At 33.9% G+C, this 20,385-nt stretch carries 21 protein-coding genes and 2 pseudogenes; 11 read left to right on the plus strand and 12 right to left on the minus strand.

What is annotated here, in order from left to right:
* Window positions 1–140: 140 nt before the first annotated feature.
* Window positions 141–539, plus strand: a complete 399-nt coding sequence (locus ACQKTA_RS12110; protein WP_427814558.1) for a DUF4430 domain-containing protein — start codon at window positions 141–143, stop codon at window positions 537–539.
* A gap of 83 nt (window positions 540–622) precedes the next feature.
* Here ACQKTA_RS12110 and ACQKTA_RS12115 read toward each other — a convergent pair whose 3' ends face one another.
* On the minus strand, window positions 623–1,141 hold the full coding sequence (locus ACQKTA_RS12115) for a VOC family protein (RefSeq protein ID WP_427814559.1): 519 nt from the start codon (window positions 1,139–1,141) through the stop codon (window positions 623–625).
* Between the two features lie 214 nt (window positions 1,142–1,355).
* Here ACQKTA_RS12115 and ACQKTA_RS12120 point away from each other — a divergent pair.
* A pseudogene (locus ACQKTA_RS12120) lies at window positions 1,356–1,762 on the plus strand (NUDIX hydrolase).
* A gap of 47 nt (window positions 1,763–1,809) precedes the next feature.
* Here ACQKTA_RS12120 and ACQKTA_RS12125 read toward each other — a convergent pair.
* The 4 genes from ACQKTA_RS12125 to ACQKTA_RS12140 all read right to left on the minus strand — a co-directional run bounded on the left by ACQKTA_RS12125 (window position 1,810) and on the right by ACQKTA_RS12140 (window position 4,980).
* Complete coding sequence (locus ACQKTA_RS12125) at window positions 1,810–2,148, minus strand: RidA family protein (RefSeq protein WP_427814560.1); 339 nt, start codon at window positions 2,146–2,148, stop codon at window positions 1,810–1,812.
* 144 nt (window positions 2,149–2,292) lie between these two features.
* Window positions 2,293–2,598, minus strand: a complete 306-nt coding sequence (locus tag ACQKTA_RS12130; protein ID WP_427814561.1) for a hypothetical protein — start codon at window positions 2,596–2,598, stop codon at window positions 2,293–2,295.
* Window positions 2,599–2,944: 346 nt separating this feature from the next.
* Window positions 2,945–3,637 carry a response regulator transcription factor gene (locus ACQKTA_RS12135; protein ID WP_427814562.1) on the minus strand — a complete coding sequence of 231 codons (693 nt, stop codon included), beginning with the start codon at window positions 3,635–3,637 and terminating at the stop codon, window positions 2,945–2,947.
* A complete protein-coding gene (locus ACQKTA_RS12140) occupies window positions 3,637–4,980 on the minus strand; it encodes a sensor histidine kinase (RefSeq protein WP_427814926.1) in 1,344 nt (447 codons plus the stop codon). The genes ACQKTA_RS12135 and ACQKTA_RS12140 overlap by 1 nt, the downstream gene beginning before the upstream one ends.
* 311 nt (window positions 4,981–5,291) lie before the next feature.
* Here ACQKTA_RS12140 and ACQKTA_RS12145 point away from each other — a divergent pair, with 311 nt between their 5' ends.
* Together ACQKTA_RS12145 and ACQKTA_RS12150 are read left to right on the plus strand one after the other, a co-directional pair.
* A complete protein-coding gene (locus ACQKTA_RS12145; protein WP_427814563.1) occupies window positions 5,292–6,245 on the plus strand; it encodes a DUF4822 domain-containing protein in 954 nt (317 codons plus the stop codon).
* A 21-nt stretch (window positions 6,246–6,266) separates the two neighbouring features.
* Window positions 6,267–7,061 (plus strand): ankyrin repeat domain-containing protein, encoded by a 795-nt coding sequence (locus tag ACQKTA_RS12150; protein WP_427814564.1) that lies wholly within the window; start codon window positions 6,267–6,269, stop codon window positions 7,059–7,061.
* 134 nt (window positions 7,062–7,195) lie between these two features.
* On the opposite strand, the gene ACQKTA_RS12155 is transcribed toward ACQKTA_RS12150, so the two are convergent.
* Window positions 7,196–8,380 (minus strand): NADH-dependent flavin oxidoreductase, encoded by a 1,185-nt coding sequence (locus ACQKTA_RS12155; protein WP_427814565.1) that lies wholly within the window; start codon window positions 8,378–8,380, stop codon window positions 7,196–7,198.
* A 152-nt stretch (window positions 8,381–8,532) separates the two neighbouring features.
* Window positions 8,533–8,835 carry an ArsR/SmtB family transcription factor gene (locus ACQKTA_RS12160; RefSeq protein WP_427814566.1) on the minus strand — a complete coding sequence of 101 codons (303 nt, stop codon included), beginning with the start codon at window positions 8,833–8,835 and terminating at the stop codon, window positions 8,533–8,535.
* 159 nt (window positions 8,836–8,994) lie between these two features.
* Here ACQKTA_RS12160 and ACQKTA_RS12165 point away from each other — a divergent pair, with 159 nt between their 5' ends.
* The 3 genes and pseudogenes from ACQKTA_RS12165 (at window position 8,995) to ACQKTA_RS12175 (ending at window position 11,757) form a co-directional block, all read left to right on the plus strand.
* Window positions 8,995–9,861 carry a VOC family protein gene (locus tag ACQKTA_RS12165; protein ID WP_427814567.1) on the plus strand — a complete coding sequence of 289 codons (867 nt, stop codon included), beginning with the start codon at window positions 8,995–8,997 and terminating at the stop codon, window positions 9,859–9,861.
* A gap of 112 nt (window positions 9,862–9,973) precedes the next feature.
* Window positions 9,974–10,890, plus strand: a pseudogene (locus tag ACQKTA_RS12170) (aldo/keto reductase).
* 147 nt (window positions 10,891–11,037) lie between these two features.
* Window positions 11,038–11,757 (plus strand): alpha/beta hydrolase, encoded by a 720-nt coding sequence (locus ACQKTA_RS12175; RefSeq protein WP_427814568.1) that lies wholly within the window; start codon window positions 11,038–11,040, stop codon window positions 11,755–11,757.
* Between the two features lie 26 nt (window positions 11,758–11,783).
* Here the strand turns inward: ACQKTA_RS12175 and ACQKTA_RS12180 are convergent, their stop codons facing one another.
* The 5 genes from ACQKTA_RS12180 to ACQKTA_RS12200 form a co-directional block, all read right to left on the minus strand.
* Window positions 11,784–12,680 (minus strand): LysR substrate-binding domain-containing protein, encoded by an 897-nt coding sequence (locus tag ACQKTA_RS12180; RefSeq protein ID WP_427814927.1) that lies wholly within the window; start codon window positions 12,678–12,680, stop codon window positions 11,784–11,786.
* A 76-nt stretch (window positions 12,681–12,756) separates the two neighbouring features.
* Window positions 12,757–14,523, minus strand: a complete 1,767-nt coding sequence (locus ACQKTA_RS12185) for a CocE/NonD family hydrolase (RefSeq protein ID WP_427814569.1) — start codon at window positions 14,521–14,523, stop codon at window positions 12,757–12,759.
* Between the two features lie 186 nt (window positions 14,524–14,709).
* On the minus strand, window positions 14,710–15,219 hold the full coding sequence (locus ACQKTA_RS12190; protein WP_427814570.1) for an isochorismatase family cysteine hydrolase: 510 nt from the start codon (window positions 15,217–15,219) through the stop codon (window positions 14,710–14,712).
* Window positions 15,212–15,802, minus strand: a complete 591-nt coding sequence (locus tag ACQKTA_RS12195; RefSeq protein WP_427814571.1) for an isochorismatase family protein — start codon at window positions 15,800–15,802, stop codon at window positions 15,212–15,214. Before ACQKTA_RS12195 ends, ACQKTA_RS12190 begins: the two co-directional genes overlap by 8 nt.
* A gap of 1 nt (window position 15,803) precedes the next feature.
* Window positions 15,804–17,030 carry an MFS transporter gene (locus ACQKTA_RS12200; protein ID WP_427814928.1) on the minus strand — a complete coding sequence of 409 codons (1,227 nt, stop codon included), beginning with the start codon at window positions 17,028–17,030 and terminating at the stop codon, window positions 15,804–15,806.
* A 121-nt stretch (window positions 17,031–17,151) separates the two neighbouring features.
* On the opposite strand from ACQKTA_RS12200, the gene ACQKTA_RS12205 reads away from it, so the two are divergent.
* From ACQKTA_RS12205 to ACQKTA_RS12220, 4 genes are all read left to right on the plus strand, one after another.
* A complete protein-coding gene (locus ACQKTA_RS12205; protein ID WP_427814572.1) occupies window positions 17,152–17,745 on the plus strand; it encodes a TetR/AcrR family transcriptional regulator in 594 nt (197 codons plus the stop codon).
* 276 nt (window positions 17,746–18,021) lie between these two features.
* Complete coding sequence (locus tag ACQKTA_RS12210) at window positions 18,022–18,864, plus strand: NAD(P)H-binding protein (protein ID WP_427814573.1); 843 nt, start codon at window positions 18,022–18,024, stop codon at window positions 18,862–18,864.
* A 15-nt stretch (window positions 18,865–18,879) separates the two neighbouring features.
* Window positions 18,880–19,410, plus strand: coding sequence for a PadR family transcriptional regulator (locus tag ACQKTA_RS12215; RefSeq protein ID WP_427814574.1), 531 nt, complete (start codon window positions 18,880–18,882; stop codon window positions 19,408–19,410).
* Window positions 19,411–19,562: 152 nt separating this feature from the next.
* A complete protein-coding gene (locus ACQKTA_RS12220; protein ID WP_427814575.1) occupies window positions 19,563–20,249 on the plus strand; it encodes a hydrolase in 687 nt (228 codons plus the stop codon).
* Window positions 20,250–20,385: the final 136 nt, after the last annotated feature.

Raw genomic sequence — 20,385 nt, forward strand, 5'->3', positions numbered from 1 at the left:
ATGATAAAAAGAATGGAGCTTCTTTTTGATTAGGATATTCGATACTTAGCTTGCTCATTCTTTGAATACTCTATATAGTATAAAAGTAAAAGAAACAACGCGTTTCAAAAAGAATATGTGATTGGAAGAGGATTTAATAAATGAAGAAATTTGTACTACTTTTATCTATTTTTTTAGGTTTATTTATGATATCAGGGTGTCAATCAAGTCAAACAAAAGAGCAACAATCGTCAACACAGGCAACAAGCCAGCAAGTGAAATCGAGTGCTGTAATTAAGCTGATTGCTGATGAAAAGACGATTACTTCCAAAACGATAGACTATCAAAATGGAGAGTCATTGTTAGCTGTTTTAAAACAAAATTTTGATATCAAAGAAAAAAATGGTTTTATTACATCGATTGATGGCCATAATCAGGACGAAAGCAACAATAAATATTGGACCTTTACGATTAACGGTAATATGAGTGAAAAAGGTGCGGCAGATACTAAATTAGAAAATAAGGACAAAGTAGTTTTTACTTTAGGTGTGTACAAATAGGAATTACTAACTTAAGTATTAAAGAAATACTTCTAAAAAAAGTCCCTCATTGAATGAGGTACTTTTTTTAGAAGAACTTTGAATTAAACTGTCCATTTTCTTCTTGTGGAATGATTTAAATAGGGTTGGGGAGTCGGATAAGATATCAATTCTATCGTTGAACCCCAAGGAGTTTTGCAGTAACAAAATTTATTTCCTTCACCGGCTTCTACTCCTCCAAGATCTGTAGGATCAGCATTTCTTTTTCCGCCAAACTTTTCAATTTGTTCGATTGCTTGTTCTATGTCATCAACAGCAAAGGCGACATGTTGCCAACCAAAATCTGAGGGATTGACGGGACCATGCTGATTTGGACCAGAAAATTCGAATAGTTCGATTTGTGGTCCATTTGGTAATCCAATCATTCTGATAGCTCTTTCGGCCATGTCATCGGGAATCCCTAAACGTTTTTTGGTGAAATCAGAATCTCGTATCGGTTCCGTTTTTTTATAGGCATCGTAGATAATTTCCGCATTCAAGGCATTAATAAAAAAATCGGTTGCTTCTTCTAAACTAGGAACAGTTAGTCCAATGTGATCGATACCATGGATATTATTTTTCATAATACATGCCTCCAAGCATTATTAGGTTATATTCAATATAAATGATAGTAAAAAAATAGCAAAACAATTGATTTGATTGCTTTTTGAAACTACTTAAATAGAAGCAAAATAGTTTATCCATTTCTGCATCACTATAGAAATCTGAGTTTTATGATCGATTAGAATCGATTCAATAAATGATTCGCATGACTTAAAGGTGAAAGGGGAGAGTGAATTGGTCCAAAATAAATTGATTGCTCATGTATTATTACTTACAGAAAAAGGCTATTTGGTTATTAGAAGAACGGAAATTAAACGAGGAGAAGAAAATGTTTATCCTGGTTATTGGGACATTCCAGGTGGAACTGTGAGGACGGAGAGATGCCGCAAAGTGCTGCAATCCGAGAAGTTTTTGAAGAAACCGGTCAACAAGTTGAAATTACTAAAATCATTCATGAAGATAGTCATTATGACAAAAAGAAAGATATTCTTTTTACACGTTTAGTTTATCTAGGGAAACTAATTGATTTGAAATCCATCCAGTTAGATCCCGAAGAGCACACGGAATACAACTTTATCTTTGAATTAAATAATGAAGAAAATTTTGTCGACTATCTGAAAGAAATTTTTGATGGTATGTAATACTCTTTTCTACAGAAAAAGACACATTGATATGTGTCTAAAAACGACTATTTGATTGCTACGATGCTATCGATTTCTACCTTGAACTTAGAATGGACCAAGCCGGCTACGATCACCAATGTCATTGCTGGCTTATACTCACCATAAAATTTACTTAATACATTTCTAAGTGGATCTAAATAATCAGCATTTGTTAAGTAGACATTCATTTTGACGATATTTTTAGCATTTGTGTGATTCTCTAAAATGATAGTATTAATTTTTTCTACAACAAGTTCAATTTGTTCGGTGATATCCTCCGGAATGTAGTCATCTTTTTGTGGTGTTTGACCAGAAATAATTAGTAAAGGTGAGTCTGTGACAATACTGTTAGAATAAATAGCCATAGAATTCCTCCTTTTAAAGAATCATAGCATAAAAAGCTAAAATGATAGCAGTTAAAAAATTTATTAAATAGAGCCTTTTTATTCATTAAACTATGGTTACTGCGATCGAATATAAAAATACAAGCGAACAAGCACTTGTATTTTTTAGGTTGGATTTTTATCAAAGTACTCTTCAATGCAATTTGCTATTTTATCAAAATCTTTAGTCATAAAAAGTCTCGCTGGTACCTTGATGATGGGGAGGTCATTTTCATTTTCGAAAGGAACAAACGGATCAGGAACAACTAAATAATCTACTTTGTCCTTGTCTCGGATATAATTTGTCGAAACAATGTAGTCATCTGAGAAGTATTCTTTTAAGTCTTCGTTGTTTTTGATCAGCGGTACTGATGAAATTGACCCATAATTGATACCAGAACTGACTGTTAATACAAAACATAAATTTTTCATGTTTTCCCTCCCTTATATAAACAATTTTAGAATAATGAAAGCGCTTTTCAAACGGTAATTGAGATATAAGAGCAGTTATTCTATCCAATACTTAGCGACAGACAAAATATGGAGTGATTCTTATTTCACCGCATGCTTTCTTATGTAATTAAGAAGGTCAACAATTGGGATAGATAGTTAAAATGAAAGAACTAATTTTCCATGATTAAAAAATGAAGAAATTGATTTTTCAAGCAGTATGGAAATAGTTTGGGAAAAGTATCAGCAGTTGATTACTGAATCAGAAGATAATTGACATAATATTAAAAGCATCGAGCGTACTTTTGAAAGTATGCTCGATGCTTTTTTACGTGTTGAAGCGATACCCGCTTCCCCACAAGGTTTCAATTGGTAATTCAGTTAATTTAGTCTTTCTCAACTTTTCTCGAATTCGTTTAATGTGGACAGTGACCGTTGCTACTTCTGTATCTAAGACATCAAAATCCCAAATTCGTTCAAATAATTCCTCTTTACTCCATACTCGATTCGGATGCTTCATCAAAAATAAGAGTAGTTGAAATTCTTTGTTAGTAAAAATAATTTCTTCTTCTAAAACATAAACCTTATGAGCATCGATATTGATTGAAATATTAGCTAGCTTAATCATTTTTGGCCGATCATTATTACCGCTCAATAATTGGTAACGATTCATATGAGCTTTTACTCGCGCAACAAGCTCGTTAGGACTAAAAGGTTTGATAATATAATCATCTGCGCCTAAACCAAGTCCCCAAATCTTATCGATGTCTTCTGTCTTTGCTGAAACAATAATCAAAGGTGTTTGTTTTTCTTCTCGGATCGCTTTACAAATCTCAAATCCATTCATGCTAGGAAGCATAATATCTAAAATAATCAAATCAAAGTCATGTTCTAAAGCTATTTTTAAGCCAATTTTACCATCGCACTCAATAGTAACATCCATATTATTGATTTCTAAATAATCCTTTTGAAGTTCTGCAATACTCGGATCATCTTCGATAATTAAAATAGTTGCTGTCATTAGTTGGCCTCCTTTGTTAAAGGCATTCGGATCGTTACGATCGTACCTTTACCTTGATCACTAGCGATGGAAATGTTTCCTTTATGATGCTCAATGATTTGTTTAGCAATACTTAATCCTAAACCACTACCTTTAATGGTTGGCGTACGAGACTTGTCTGTTCGATAGAATCGATCAAAAAGGTGAGGCAGTTCTTCTTCAGCTACCCCAATTCCGTTATCAGTAATTGTGAGAGTTAGATCACTAGAGGAATAGGTGATAGAGAATAAAATAATTAATCGTTCTTTTTCAGCATGAGAAAATTTTATACTATTTTGAATTAAATTAGTGATCACACGTTTCATTTGAATCTCATCCATAGTAACAACTAAATTTTTATCTGGGAAATCTATTATTACATCGAGGTCTTTCTCCCAACGATATTCTTCTAAAATTGGTTGAATAAATGAACTAAAATCTGTTGGTTTCATGTCATAAATCGAGTGATCCAAATCGAGTTTTGAATAAAAAAACAGCTCTTCAATCAACTCATTCAGAGCAACACTTTTTTCATAAATTACTTTTAAATAATGCTCCTTTTTCTCGTCAGTATTCGCTACCCCGTCTATAAGTCCCTCAACGTAACCTAAAATGGAAGTAACAGGAGTTTTTAAATCATGAGAAATATTAGCTATCAATTCTTTTCGACTATCTTCATCTATTTCTTTTTCCTGCTTAGCTACTTGTAAGTCTCGCCACATCTGCTCAAAACTGACTTGTAGTTGTTTTACTTCAGAAGACAGTTTTTGCTGATTTTCTGTAGTAAATGGGTTGGTAGTTAGCGTAGAATCACTAATTTTTTTTGATGCTTTTTCTAAAGCTTCTAATGGTTCGATAGTTGTTTTGGTTAATCGTTTATTGATATAAAAAGCGGCTAAAAAAGCTATCACGATAATCAAAATCACTACCCAAATAATCCATCGAGTAATGAATTCGAAGAGATTGCTTTCCCTTTTCAGAATAATGAAACTTCCTTTGCTCCCATCTAGATATTGAAAATCAGATTTAACATAATGATACAGCCGTCCGGCATTATCTAAAGTTCCTGTCGGCATAAAATTATTCATTTCATAATCAGGACTATGAACGATCAAAGATTTTTCCACTAAATCTTTTGAATAATAAGGAAAGGAAGCATTTTTACGGATAACCACTTCTAAGCCTTTTTCTTCAATTGAATGGATTGTTTCTGATAATTCATCACTCATGGGAAAAGCAAGTAGTTCAGGAGAACGATTGACTAATCGATCTAGTGCGATATAACTATCTTCTTCTATTTGAGTCAACGGTCGTTGTTTCGTCATCATTTTATAAGCTTGTGGAATACTAGGGATAGCTCCTGAGGTAATATAAAAAGCTAAAGAAAGAACCACCAGTACAGCACTCAGTGTAATAATAATGGCACTTATATAGGAAATAAAAAACCGTTGCTTGATCGTCATGACACAGGCTCCTTTACTAATAACATTTCATTTAGTGTATCGGAAGGAATCATGAAAGGCGAACGATTTACTTTAAACTGTGAAAGAGTTTATATTTTGTTCATATTTCAGACAGAAGCAGTTTAGGAAGTGATGCTATCCTAGATTTATCCAATAGAAAAGAGGGAACAGTTATGAAAAATAAATTATTGTTAGTATTGATGTTAACGACGCTTGGCGGAGTTGCATTAGCAGGTTGCAGTGAAACGACTTCTACTGAAAAAGCAGCTGATACCACAACAGCTGCAAGTGTAAAAAAGGAGAATTCTACTAAAGGGGACAGCCTAACGACTATTTTAACAAAAACAGATTGGCAAGGAACGCGCGTATATGACAAAGATAATAATGACTTAACAGCAGAAAATGCTAATTTTATAGGATTAGCAAAATACGATGGTACAACAGGTCAGTATGAATTTTTTGATAAAGAAAGTGGTAAGAGCAGAGGCGATGAAGGGACATTCTTTATAACAGCAGATGGGGCAAAACGCATTCTAATTTCGTCATCGCAAAATTACCAAGCCGTTGTAGATCTGACCGAAGTAACCAATGAAAAATTTACTTATAAAAGGATGGGTAAAGACCAAAATGGGAAAGAAGTTGAAGTCTTTGTTGAACATGTTCCGTATGAAGAAGAAAAATTATCCTTTACAAATGAACCCGAAAAATTAAAAACAAGTACAGGAGAAATTGTTACAAGTGAAGATGGAAATCAACTATTAGGTAAAACGTTATGGAATGGTACAAAAGTAATAGACGAAGACGGAAATGATCTCACAGCTGAAAATCAGATGTTTATTAGTTTAGCTAAGTTTGATGATGCAACAAACAAATATGAGTTTTTTGATAAAGATTCAGGTAAGAGTCGGGGTGATTTTGGTTACTTTAAGGTATTAGACCATAATAAAATTCGTGCTCATGTTTCTTTAGGCGAGAATAAATATGGTGCTGCACTCGAATTGACTGAGTTAAATGACAAACGATTTACCTATACTCGAATGGGAAAAGACCAGGCTGGTAAAGAAATCAAAGTTTTTGTTGAGCATGAGCCATATACTGGAAAATTATCGCCAGAATTCACCTTCTAAAAATGAAAGGAGAGATAAAGCATGCGGTTGAGCAAGCCAATCTCAAGTTTAGTCGTTGTAGGTACTTTGCTGCTTCTTAGTGCTTGTCAAACAACGCAAACTAAATATTCAAAAAGCACTGAGACAGTAATAACTTCAAGTGTTGAGAAAAAAATTAGTACAGAAACAACAACTAGTCAAACACAAACAACCGAAAGTGAGGAAATAATAATGAAGAAATATAATCCAGGATCATTATTAGCAGCAGTTAATCAAAAGGATACCGATTTAGTTGAAGAGATATTGAAGACGAATGATTATGATATCAATGAGAAGGACACCGAGGGCAATACTCCGTTAAATTTAGCAGTACATGCCAATGAAATAACGATTGCTAAATTATTGATTGATCATCAAGCAAATATTAATATCCAGAACACCATGAATGATAGCTCCTATCTTTATGCTGCGGCACAAGGAAAAACGGAAATATTAGCCTATATGCTAGAAAATGCTACACCTGATTTGACTATTCATAATCGCTATGGTGGAAATGGATTGATTCCTGCCGCAGAAAAAGGACATATTGAAAATGTGAAATTATTATTGGCTGCGAAACAAGAACCCATTAATTTTCAGAATAATTCTGGCTATACAGCCTTGATTGAGGCTGTCGCATTACGAGATGGATCAAAATTATATCAAGATATCATTAAGCTTCTTTTGGAAAATGGAGCGGATCAACATATTCGCGATAATTCAGGACGCACCGCATTAGATTACGCCAATCAAAATGGCTATGAGGAAATGAAAGAGATTTTGACCGAATATCAATAATTAATTAGCTTTAATTGATTTATGGTTGGTAATTTAACAATTTACTTTGATTTTTTTATACAAAAAAAGTATTGTTCATCGTTAATAAAATGAGGGACAATACTTTTTGTATAGTTTAATTAGTAAAGCAAAGTTTATTTTTTATAAAACATATCAAAGCGGCCAGTGTGTAGATCTTGAATGCTTTCACCACCGGGCAGTGGAGGCAAGCCTAATGAATCTTTACGACTAAAGGCTTCTTTTAATCCTGGTGTCCATTCAACATAATCGATTGTTGCGGGTGATATTTCATGATGGATCGTTTCACCTTTATTTTCGATAATTTTTTGTGCAAATTTAGGATCTACTAAGGTTCCTCTAGCGACAGCAATTAAATCAGCATAGTTTTCGACAGCATCTTGAGCATCAGCTTCACTAAATACTCCACCAACAATGATTAATTTTGTTTCATCATCTAGGACTTCTTTAAATAATTCTGCGTAAGATTTTTCACTATCACTTGGGCTTGAACCATATCCGCCCCACAATGAAAGATGGATATAATCTAATTCATGTTTTGAAACTTCTGAAATTAATTGTGCTGCTTCTTCAGCAGAATAACCAATTTCAGAACCATGAATTTCATCGGGACTGATCCGATAACCGATAATGAAATTTTTTTGTTTTTCCAATTCAACGATTCGTTTTACTTCTTCAACAACTGCTAAGGGGAAGGCCATTCTTTTTTCTAAATCACCGCCCCATTGATCTGTTCGATGATTTGATAGTTTAGAGAAAAATTGTTGGATCAAATAATGGTTAGCGCCATGAATTTCCACTCCGTCAAAACCTGCGGCGATCGCGCGTCTTGTTGCTCGCCCAAAATCAGCAATGATCGCTAAAATTTCTTCATGGGTTAATTCTCTTACTGGATAATCTAAAAAAGAAAAATCGATGTTACTTGGAGCGACAACATCTTCACCACTTACGGCTTGGCCAATGGCTGCGCGGCCAGCATGATGAATTTGTAAAATTGCTTTATTCCCATCTTTTTTTAAGGCTTTAGCTACGTTGCTTAATCCTTCAAGATGCTCGTCGGAATAAGCACCTAGTTGTTCTGGGTATCCTGGAGTATAGGCTGGGCCGCCATTTTTACTCACGTAATGAAACTCAGTAATCAACATTCCCGCAGCTTGTGAACGAGCTGAATAATAATTGATCGTGTCGTCAGAGGCAAAGCCTCCGCGTTTTCCTGAGTGGGTTTGCATCGGTGACATAACGATACGATTCGTTAAAGTAGCACCATGTCTTAAAGTAATTGAATCTGTTAAATGCTTCATTCGTTGAGTTCATCCTTTCGTAGTACATATCATTCATAGTTTGTATTTAAATATCGCGTTTTATCGATATGAAAAAATAAAAAATAGAGAAGTAAAGAATTGAATGAGGCATATCGAATAAGAAGATTTTTAATAAATCTTCTTATTTGAAATTACAGATCTTGCTCAACAAAAGAACGGAAGTTGGCTAAGGTGACCTCATTCCGACGATAATAAGTCCACTTCCCAATTCTAGTAGCAATCAATAAATTTGATTTTTGTAGAATCGAAAGGTAATGGGAAGTCGTTGATTGTGTTAAGCCAAGTTTCTTCTGAATCTCACCAACGCAAACACCGATTTCGACCATATCAACATCTGTATCATGAACAAAATAAGCAGTAGGGTTTTTTAACCAAAAAAGAATCTGTAAGCGATGCTCATTTGCTAAAGCTTTAAATATCTCAATATTTTCCATAAATTTATTATATCGTTAAAATTCGATATGTAAAGTAATTAATGCTAGGGATCAATTCAACTATAAAATAAAGAGCGAAGCATTTAATTTTACTTACTATTAGTTAGCGTTATACTAGAAGTAGTACATAGACTATTTTTTTAGAAAGAAGGAGTTATGATGGAAGCAACTACAGCAAATTTTAAAATCGATTCAAAAACTACAATTGGAAAAGTAGTCCTTAAAGTAGCAAATATTGAGAAAGTGACCGCATTTTATTCTGAAATCATTGGCTTGACTGTTCTAGGGGAAAATGGAAATACAGCCAGTTTAGGAGTAGCTGATCAGACATTGTTAGAACTGCAAAAAGTTGATAACCCTATGCCGTTAGCTAGAAAAACGGGTCTTTTTCATGTCGCATTTTTATTACCATCACGTAAAGATTTAGGAAATATTTTGTATCATTATTTAGAAACACAAGCACCACTACAAGGCGCTAGTGATCATGGTTATAGTGAAGCCCTTTATTTAACAGATCCTGAAGGTAACGGAATTGAAGTTTATCATGATAAACCAAGAAGTGAATGGGATATTCGTTCGAATGGCGATATTATAGGGATTACTATCGAGATGGATGCAGAAGGGGTACTTGCTACAGCTGATCGTAAGTCGGCATCATTTCCTGAGGGAACAACAGTGGGTCATGTCCATTTAAAAGTTTCGGATTTGTTAAAGACCGATGATTTTTATACTAATATCTTAGGTCTGACTCGCACTTCTGATTTTGGCGCTCAAGCTAAATTTTTTGCTGCCGGCGACTACCATCATCATATTGGTTCGAACATTTGGATGGGAAATAATATTCCCGCAATGGAAGAAAATGATTTAGGTTTGGCGTATTATACCTTTGTTGTTCCTAATCAAACAGCTTTTGACCAGTTAAAAGAACAATTGAAAGCAACCGCTACAAATTTTGATGCAGAAACCAATCAAAGTCTTTCTCTAAATGATCCCAATGGTATTTTGATTCGAATCGAAGTAAAATAATTATTTAACTAGATTTAGCATTAAACCTAAGTCAAAGTGTCGATGTTTTGATTTATTTTTCTTTATGTGGTTAATTTATTGAATACATTAACTATATGTGGAGGGATAAGCGATGAAGACTAGTAAAATTGGCTACTCTGAAGTTGTTGTCAGTAAATTAGGATTGGGTACCAATAAGGTTGGTGGGCATAATCTATTTGATAACTTAGACGAAAAAAATGGGTATGATCAAGTAAGAGCAGCACTTGATTCAGGAATTACTTTGTTGGATACAGCTTATGTATATGGATTAGGTCGCTCAGAAGAAATTATTGGGGAAGTCTTGAAGGAATACGATCGAAGCAAGGTTATTATTGCAACCAAAGCGGCACAAGACCCAGCTAATGATTTAAAAGTAACGAATGATCCGGCTTTTTTGATCAAAGCCGTAGATGAAGCGTTAGCGCGCCTTCAAACAGATTATATCGATATTTTTTATATTCATTTTCCAGATGAAAAAACAGATAAAGCAGAGGCTGTAGCCGCGCTAGATAAATTGAAAAAAGCTGGAAAGATTCGTGCAGTGGGCGTTTCTAATTTTAGTTTTGAGCAATTAAAAGAGACCAATCGTGATGGATTAGTAGATATCGTAGAAGAACATTATAATTTGATCCATCGTGAAGCTGAAAACCAGCTGTTTGAATATTTACGTGAGAATAATATTGCTTTCGTGCCGTATTTTCCTTTGGCGTCTGGCTTATTGACGGGAAAATATTCTGAAGCAGATTACGAAAAATTTGATAAATATTCTAAAGAGCAATTTACAGAGATCATTCAATGTTTAGTTATTGTAAAAGAGATTGCTGAAGCTTATGAAGCAACAGTCTTACAAATTATTTTAGCTTGGTATATGAAAAATCCTGATATTGCTACGGTGATTCCAGGTGCTCGAAATGCTGAGCAAGTGGAGGACTAGTCAAAGCAACAGAAATTTCTTTAAGTGAAACGGAATATGAAAAAATTGATGCTGTATTCGCCTCATTTAAGTAAATTGTAAAAAAGCGTACTTGTTAACCAAGCACGCTTTTTTTATGCAGATAATTTAGTTATAAAAATACTTTTTATCATGTATGATAGATAAAGCTGAAATAGTTGGAAATTTTATTCAGTTGAATAAGGTAAGAGAGGAGTCAATAAATGAAAAGATGGAAAAAAATTCTTTTAGGGATTTTAGTGGGTATTGTAGTAATTCTTTTAGGAAGTATCTTTTATTTGCGTACCCAGACATATTCTGCCAGTGAACAAGCACAAAGTTCTGCTGAACAAGCGAATGTAACGAATGATTGGTTGTACTTTCCGGCAAAAAATCAAAAAAATCCTGCTATTATTTTTTATCCAGGTGCATTAGTAGACCCAACAAGTTATAGTATTTGGGCAGAAGCGGTTGCTGAAGCGGGATATTCTGTGTATATCATGAAGATGCCGCTAGATTTAGCTGTATTGTCACCAAATAGTGCCAAAAAGGTATTAGCAAAAGATCTGAATCGATCATATATCATTGGAGGACACTCACTGGGCGGTGTAATGGCGAGTCGTTTTGCCGAGGAACACAGTAAAAATTTAAAAGGGGTTTTCTTTTTAGCTAGTTATCCTGATGAAAAAGGAAGTTTAGAAAAACTAGACATTCCAGTTCTTTCTATCACTAGCTCTAATGATCATGTCTTAAATCAAACGTCCTACCAAGAGGCAAAAAACTATTTACCTAAAGATACGGAGTATAAAAAAATTGCTGGCGGAAACCATGCTGGATTTGGTGATTATGGGAGGCAAAAAGGCGATGGAAAATCAGAAATCAATAATCAAAACCAGCAAGTAGCCGCTGATTTGATCGATTGGTTAGAAACAATCAAAGATTAAATAAAGAACCTTGATCCGTTGAAAGATCAAGGTTCTTTTGTAATTTCAAAAAATTCTCGAATAATCGGATCGGTATTTTTATGGTTAAAGGCAGCGATGATATTTTGATTGGAATCATCTGATTCTAAGTCAACGATTTTTATCGCATATTTTTCTTCTAATGTTCCGTCATCCATACCAGAATATAAAAATGCTAAACCTTCACCTAGTGAAACATTAGCTAAACCTTCATCTAAATTTTTAACATAAGTAGTGGCTTTGACATTGAAACCATGCTTGATAAATTGACTGACTACATAATCAACAATGATCGGAGAGTGTTGACGTTCTAATAAGATAAAGGTTTCTTGACTCATATCTGAAAAGGAAAGTTGCTTTTGGTCGCTTAACGGGTGATTAAGCGGCATAGCCACTTGCAAATAATTGTTTTGAAAAGTAGTTGTTTCATAAGCAGCCGTTTGTTGGAAATACGTGGCTAAATCAAAAACAAAATCATATTCCTCGGCAGCAAGGCCATCCACTAAATTCATGGGGTTATCTTGTTTTAACAAGAATTTTATATTAGGATGTCTTTCTTTAAATTGCGCCATTACTTGATACATTTTCTTTAAATTGAAATTAGAGAGATAGCCAATTTTTATCAATCGTGTGGGTTCGTTTGGCTCCAGCTGCTCATCAAACATATGGGTTAATTGATCTACTTGATTAAGGATATCGTTGGCTTTGATTAAAAATTGTTCTCCAGCAGCGGTCAATTCCAAAGAATGGGTACGGCGAATGAACAATTTGGTACCAACTTCTTTTTCCAATTCCTGAATTCGTCTACTTAACGTAGGTTGGGAGATATATATTTTTTGAGCGGCTTTCGTAAAACTACCTTCTGTCGCAACTTCTCTAAAATAAGTTAAGGTTGATAATTTCATACTGACTTCGTTCCAATAAATCATTGTGGTGGTATCAGTATAAAAGTATCAACCTTTATTTACAAGTTTTTAAAGTCTATTTTTCGTCAGCTAAGACTGGTAATTGAAGATAAGAAGCATATTCGCCACCAGTATGCAGTGTATGTGTGCCTTTATTGTCTGGTGTGCATCCTGGTGTTCCTGGCATAACAGAACCAAGTTCATCTTTTGTACTAATAACTACACGTAATGTTTCACCCGCTTGATAGTTTAATCCCATTGGACTCAATACAATATCCAATTCAACAATTTCGCCATCCTTAAGTTTGTTAACTTGATCAAAACTGTATGCGGGGATTTCATCCGTTGAAACTTGTTCATCTAATTTACGCATTGATGCACGTAAACGTCCCCAAGCACCTTTGTAGCGTAAGGCAGAAGCACCTTCTTGAGTGAAGTCTTGTAAAGCAGCTCCATGATTTGGAACAACGAATTCACTTAAAACATTCCCAAATTTATCTAATTTTTGAACCCAGACGAAAACGTCCATGTCATCATGGTCATTGACTTCCATGAATAATTTAGCTTTTGGATAGCCAACAAAGGTTGTTGCTTTATCAAAAGTTAGTTGGAATGAAGTCCGACCAGGTAGTGCTGCAGCACTATAAGTGACAGGTACATCTACTGTAGAAGCACTTTCTTGTAAGGTACGGAATTGGCCATTCATATAGTAGCGTTTGTTTTCACTAGCAGCCGGTGGGAAGCTTTCTGCTGGAAGATCCGTTTGGTTTCCACCTTGAAAATCAAGGACTGAATAACGAACAGATGGTGTTTCTAACCAATCGTTTTCTTTTTCAAGTAAATAATAATCAAAGAAGCGACGTAACTCTTCAATATTTTTTTCTTCATAATAGTATGGCCATTCTTGACGGTCGTGGATTCGTAGCCATTTTTCTTTTGAGCCAAGCGTACGCCATGAACGGAAAGTTCCCATTGTGTGAAGGGTATTCGAATAACTAGCAATTACAAATGCAGGAACGGTGATCTTGCTTGGATCAGCTTTTTTATCTTGCCAAAGCGCTGTGTCGGCTAGAGGATAAGCAGTCATTTCTTTTACCAAGTCTTCTCGTTTCGCACCAGTCGCGCTCACGTGATTGACTTGTAACCGTTCAATGAAATTTTTATCAGGGATACCACCGATATAGGCCAAATCACGATAGCCATCTGCTAAACCTTCAGTTGGATTAATACATGTTAAATGTGGTGGTTGTTCAGCCGCGATATACCATTGTGAGAACGCTAAATAAGAAGTTCCGGTCAAGGCTGTTTTACCATTTGACCATGCTTGGTCTGCTAACCATTCGATCAAATCATAACCATCTTCAGCTTCTTGTGAACCAAGCATTGTTGTATCGCCTTCGCTGTATGCGATGCCGCGCATATCTGGATTGCAGACAGCGTAACCATGTGCACACCAGTAATCAGGATCGGGCGCTTCAAATTTAGTTAAACCAGAGTTCCAGTGATTTCCCATACCAAGCATATTGAATAAATTTTTGTAGCGAGGAGCAGTTCCTGCACTTTTACCGTAGGGGCTCCAAGCAATCAATACAGGCACTTTTTCTTCTGTTACGGGTAAATAAATATCTGTATAGATTGTTATGCCATCTCTTAATTTTACTGGGACATCTTTTAACATTTTTATATCGCCAGATAGTGGTTTAAAGCCTTCAGCAATCACTGTGCCTTTTTTTAATAATACTTCTTTTGTTTCAAATGGACTTAAGACACCATGCTCGATGCCGTTATCAATATAATCAAATGCTGAACTAAAACACATATCTTTAGTAATTTTTGTAGTCATGATTGCTACCTCCATAAATAAATTCTTTAACAGCACTGAGTATAGAACCAAGAACAGTAGAAGTACAATCGCAATTTCGTATAGAACGACTTTTGAAATAAGTGATATACAAAAAATGAATAATACTTTAACAAATAAAAAAGGTGTAAATGGATAAATCCTATTTACACCTTTTTTATTCAATAATTAGTCCAAATATTCATTCACTTTTTGTACATATTCAAAATTGCTGAGTGCTTTTAAATGAGTATTTTTATTTTTTGCCCCTGTTGCATCTGAAATAATCGCTGTTTGAAAACCTAATCTTCTAGCTGCTTTTTCGGTTTTTAAGACACCATTATCGGTTGATATTCCAGTGATAACCAAAGAGTGAATATTATTTGCGTTTAATAAACTTTCTAAATTTGTTTTCTTAAAAGCACTTGGACTTTCTTTTGTTATTTGAAAAGCTTCCTTGGAAAATGAAAGGAGACTTTTTGTAAAGTTTTTCTTTAAACTCTTAGAGAAAAAAGGTGGAGCGACCGTTACGATAAAAACTGGTAAGCCTTTTTGTTGGAACGAATCAACTAGCTGTTGATTGTTTTTGATGATTTTGAGCAATTCGTTTTGAGATAATTCCTTATAAAAATGCTTAGCAATAAATTTTACTCCTGCTTGAATATCAATTACGATTAATGCAGTATCTTTATTAATCATCAATTCTCAGCTCCAATACTTCTGATAGTTCAATAACGGTTCCTAGTTTTGGATATAGCTTTTTAAAAAATAAATTGTGTATTTCAGTATCTCTGTCAGCAGTAGCATCTTCTACAATATAAAGTTTATACCCATATTGAAAAGCATCTAAGGCTGTTGCATACACTCCATTACTAGTTGATACTCCTGATAAAATAATCGTATCGATTCCTCTTCGACGTAATTGAAGATCTAGATCTGTCCCGAAAAAAGCACCCGGATTATGTTTAGTGATTTGAATGACATTTTTAGCGGACTCATCTTTTGCAATATTCATTGAAAATTCTGTATATATTTTAGGCATAGGCGTTTCTTCTGATCGTTCTATTCTTGAAGGATGTAAATAAGAAAAAGTTGTTCCATCAACATTTACGAGAACAATGAGGGAGTCTGTATTCTTAAATAAGTTAGCTAGTCTGTTTGATGCAGATAAAATTTCTTCATTTGTGTAGGGCGACATTTGGTGTGAATCCATGATACCTTTTTGGATATCTATTGCTACATATGCAGTTTTTGATAAATCTAATTTTTTCATTGAGACCATCCTAATTTTGAATTTTTAAATGTTTAAAATTTGTTCCATAATTGATCAAGTTAAAAATAATACAGATTACAGCAAAGAAAAAGACAATTCTGTAATCAAAGCTAGCGGCGATTGCTGATCCCGCTAAGGGTCCAATTACGGCTCCGATTGATTGCATTGTTTGGTTGTAACTAAAGATACGACCTGTAGCTTCAGTAGGTGTATTACGCGAAAGAATAATCTGTACACTTGGTGCCAAGGCAGCATCGCTTACACCGATAAAAAGCCGTAAAAGGATTACTTGCCAGATATTAGTCGTAAATCCTAATAATAAATAAATAACTAAGGAAACGCTGATTCCAATAAAAAGTATTTTATATTGTCCAATTTTATCACCTAGTCGTCCAAATAGTGGTGCGACAAATATCATAACCAATCCAGGTGCGGAAGCAACGACTCCACTAAAAATAGTAACCATTTGAGGGTTTTTTACGAGTTCTCTGACGTAAAGGCTAAGAATTGGACTAATTGATTTATCGGTTAATTGCAAAATCATGGTAGTGAGCAACATGCCAATTACGATACTTGGAGAGATGATCTTTTTAAACATATCCCGAGTAGGTAAAATATCGGCTCTTTTCTTTGGTGAAAATTTTTCTTTTACAAAGAAAACAGTGAGCAGAAAAACCAAAAACATGATACTACCTGTGATTGCAAAGGTAGCCCGATAACTAGTATGAGCAACGATCAAACCACCTAGTATTGGTCCAAGTAATGTCCCTGCAACTGTCCCGGTGGATAAAGTACCTAAAACTTGTCCAGATTTTTCTTTAGGAGTAATAATCGCCATCAATGCAATGGAATTACTAGTAAAACCTGAGAAAGCTCCTAACAACATGCGGAGTACGAGTAATTGCCAAGTAGAAGTAACGAAAGCCATTAGAAAAATAGTAATCGCCATTCCTAAACTAGCTCTTATCAACATTGGTTTTCGTCCTTTTTGATCAGCTAGTTTACCCCAAAAGGGTGAGACGATAGCAGTCATCAAATACGTACTAGCAAAGATGATACCGCTCTGAAAGCTCAATTCTTTATGAGTAAAATTTCCTAAAGAATCAATAAATAGCGATAGGAAAGGCGAAACAATACTTGCTCCAACTCCAGCCATAAAAGCTCCAAGCCATAATATTCTCAAGTTTCGTTGCCACAATTCACCGCCGAAAAGCCAATTTTTTAGTTTCGACACTATAAATCCTTCTTTCTAAATTAATAAACGTAAATATAAACTACGGATAGTAATTTGTCAATTATTGATTAGTAACTTATGGTTGTGTTATTCTGATTTTAGATAGTATAAGGAGACAAAATTAATGAAAGATACTGGAAATTCTTCTCAAAAGCGCGATTTATCTAAAGAAAAAATTATTAGTTTGTATATTCAACTAGCTCAAGAAATAGGTCTCAATAAGGTTAGTTTCCCTAGAATTGCTGAAAAATTAGAGGTTAAAACCCCATCATTATATAATCACTTTAAAAATTTGGATGATTTGAAAATTCAAACAGCGATTTATTTACATCAAGAGCTGAATGAATTATTAATGCAAGAATTAGTTGGTAAATCTAATGGGCAGGCACTTTTTCAATATGCTTTAACTTATCGTGCATTTTCTAAAGAGTTTTTTGCAGTTTATGAGTTATTAAATACAATTCCACTGATGCAAGATACAAAATTGAATGAAGTTGGTGCAAAAAACAATCAAATATTAACTAAGATTCTTACTAGTTTTGATCTCTCTGAAGAAAAAATGATTGTTAAAAGCAGGTCGTTTAGAAGCATGCTGCATGGATATATCACATTAAATCAACTCGGATATTTCCAAAATCCTCGCATGGATGATGATCAAAGTTTTAATCTGATGATTGAGGAATTTATTTCAGAAATCAGCAAAAGTAAAAAGGACTGAGCTATAGCTCAGTCCTTTTTTGTGAATAAAATCTAGAAAAATAATTTTAAAAAGAAATTTTGATATTATCTACATTTAAAAAAATTTGAATTGTTAAAATTCTTTTTAATCCACAAAAACTTATGGCCTGTTCTTGAACTCGATGGTAGTAAAAATAGAGTTATATTAAGTGAACGTATAAAAGGTTTGACAAACTAATCTAATTAGAATAGTATGTATTTGTAGATTGCTATTCTAATTAGATTAGTGAGATTTAAAATAAAAGGAGTGCTTAATATGCTATTTATTACAGGTGCTACAGGAGCAGTAGGTTCAAATGTTATCAGATTTTTAGAAGAGAAGAATGTTTCATTTAAAGCGTTAACACGAAGAACAGAAAAATTAAGCAAAAAACAATTTTCTAATATGCAAATTGTAACTGGAAATTTATCTGAATTAGATAATTGGGAAACTGAACTTAAAGGAACAGATATCTTATTTTTAGAACTTTTAAGTGATCCAAAACCAATTTTAGAAGCAGCAAAAAAATATGGCATTAAAAAAATTGTTTTTCTTTCATCTGCTTCGATTAACCATGCAGATGTTGAAACGAATAATAATGCTCAAAATCATCTAGCTGTTGAAAACCTTGTTAAAGCTATGAATTTTGACTATGTATTTATTCGCCCAGAATCTTTTATGCGTAATGCCGTATACTGGTCAAATTTATTTAAATATGCAAATGATGTAATAAAATGGCCTGCGTTAAAAGCAACATATGCTAATATCCATGAAAAAGATATTGCAGAAGTGGTAACGGATGTTTTAGTAAATTTTTCAAAATATACCGGTGAAATTTTGACTTTAACTGGGTCTAATATATTGAGCCAAGAAGAAATGCTCTCTGAAATAATTCGACAATCTAATCCTAAACTTAGATTACAAGAACAGAGTATCAATGAGTTTGAAAATTATATGGAAAAATTTATGGCTAGAGAGTATATTGATTTAAGAATTAATGACTGGAACTATTCCATGAATAATGATCTTACTCTAACTGACACAGTTTTGAAAGTTACGGGCAAAGAGCCATTAACTTTTAGAGAATGGGTTTCGGACAATCTTGATTTATTTAAATGATTTAGAGGTGTTTAAATGATACAATTATTGATTTTAGGTCTTCTTATACAAGTAAAGGAGGCAAGTCCATATGAGTTAATTACTATTATTTCCGAAAGAAGTTACGAATACTTAGTTCATGTTACGAATGGCTCACTTTACTATAATATTCAGCAGCTAGAAAAAAAAGGAGAGATTAAATTAGTACGAACAGAAATATCTGCTAATGCTCCTATGCGAAATATTTATTCAGTGACTGAATTAGGCGTTGAAAAGTTCAATGATTTAATGAAAAAATATTCTGCAAAAACGGATGATATTACTCTATCGATCTATATGACTACTTTGTTTTTAGATAGCTTTGATCATGAAGTTTTCCAAGAATCATTAAAAGCCCAAATAGAAAGTACTAAAAATAAAATAGAAGCAATCGATTATTCATTGAAAAAAAATAGCGAGGTAATTCCTGAAGGTTCCCGTTTAATGATGCTAAATGTAAAGAACCATCATTTGTTGAATCTTTCGTTTTTTGATGAATTAATAACGAAAATGAGAGACGAAACGTGAGATATCGCTAAAATACATCGTTAGAAATGTTCGCTTTCTCTCTAAAAAAACATTAATACTTCAAAACGGTTAACATAATTATCATTTCTTTGTAATCTAATATTTTTATAATATAAATATAGGGTTTCAAAGAAAGGGTTGTAATTATTATAATGAAAAATGAACAGCTAGAAGTTCCTAATTTGACTTCTAAACTAAGAAAAGATTTGGTGTTTTCTCCACAAGTTATACAAAATGCTAGTGGAATACAATTATTTGGTCAAACAATAAAGAGCATCATTTATACTACTGATGTTGCAGTAATTGCAAATTGTGATGCTGATGCAATTTTGGCAGTATATCCTTGGACTCCAAATACTAGAATTCTGCAGGCAATTAGCTGTGTAGCAAATGTACCTTTTTTAGCTGGGATAGGCGGAGGGCTTACCAAAGGATTGCGATCAGTTACGATTGGTAGATTTGCTGAGGAGATGGGGGCAAACGGTGTAGTTTTGAACGCTCCAACATCTCACAAAAGTATTATGGCTGTGAGTAAGGGAATAGATGTCCCGGTATTTTATACAGTGGTAAATAATGAGGCGAATCTAAAAAAGTTGATTCAACTTGGAGTAAATGCGTTTAATGTTGCTGGAGGTAAAGAAACAGCTAAATTAGTTTATTGGATTAGGGAGGAGTTAGAAAAAGAATATCCCAATTTTCCTATTATTGCCTCTGGTGGTCATACTGATGCATCTATTCAAGAGACTATAGATGCAGGAGCAAATGCAATTACTTTTTCGGCAAGTTCTTTAACAGATAAAATTTTCAAGAAAAAAATGGAACTTTATCGAAGCAAATAAATGGCAAGATTCCGGAAAAAGTATTTTTTAGAGTATTTTCGATCAATCATTCATATGATCTAAAATTTATTTTGGATAATTGACGGTATATTTATAGATATTAAATTGCAGGAAGCTAAATATAGTAAAAGTGCGA

It is taken from the genome of Enterococcus sp. 22-H-5-01 (genome assembly GCF_050310005.1).
Taxonomy (GTDB): Bacteria; Bacillota; Bacilli; order Lactobacillales; family Enterococcaceae; genus Enterococcus_A; species Enterococcus_A hailinensis.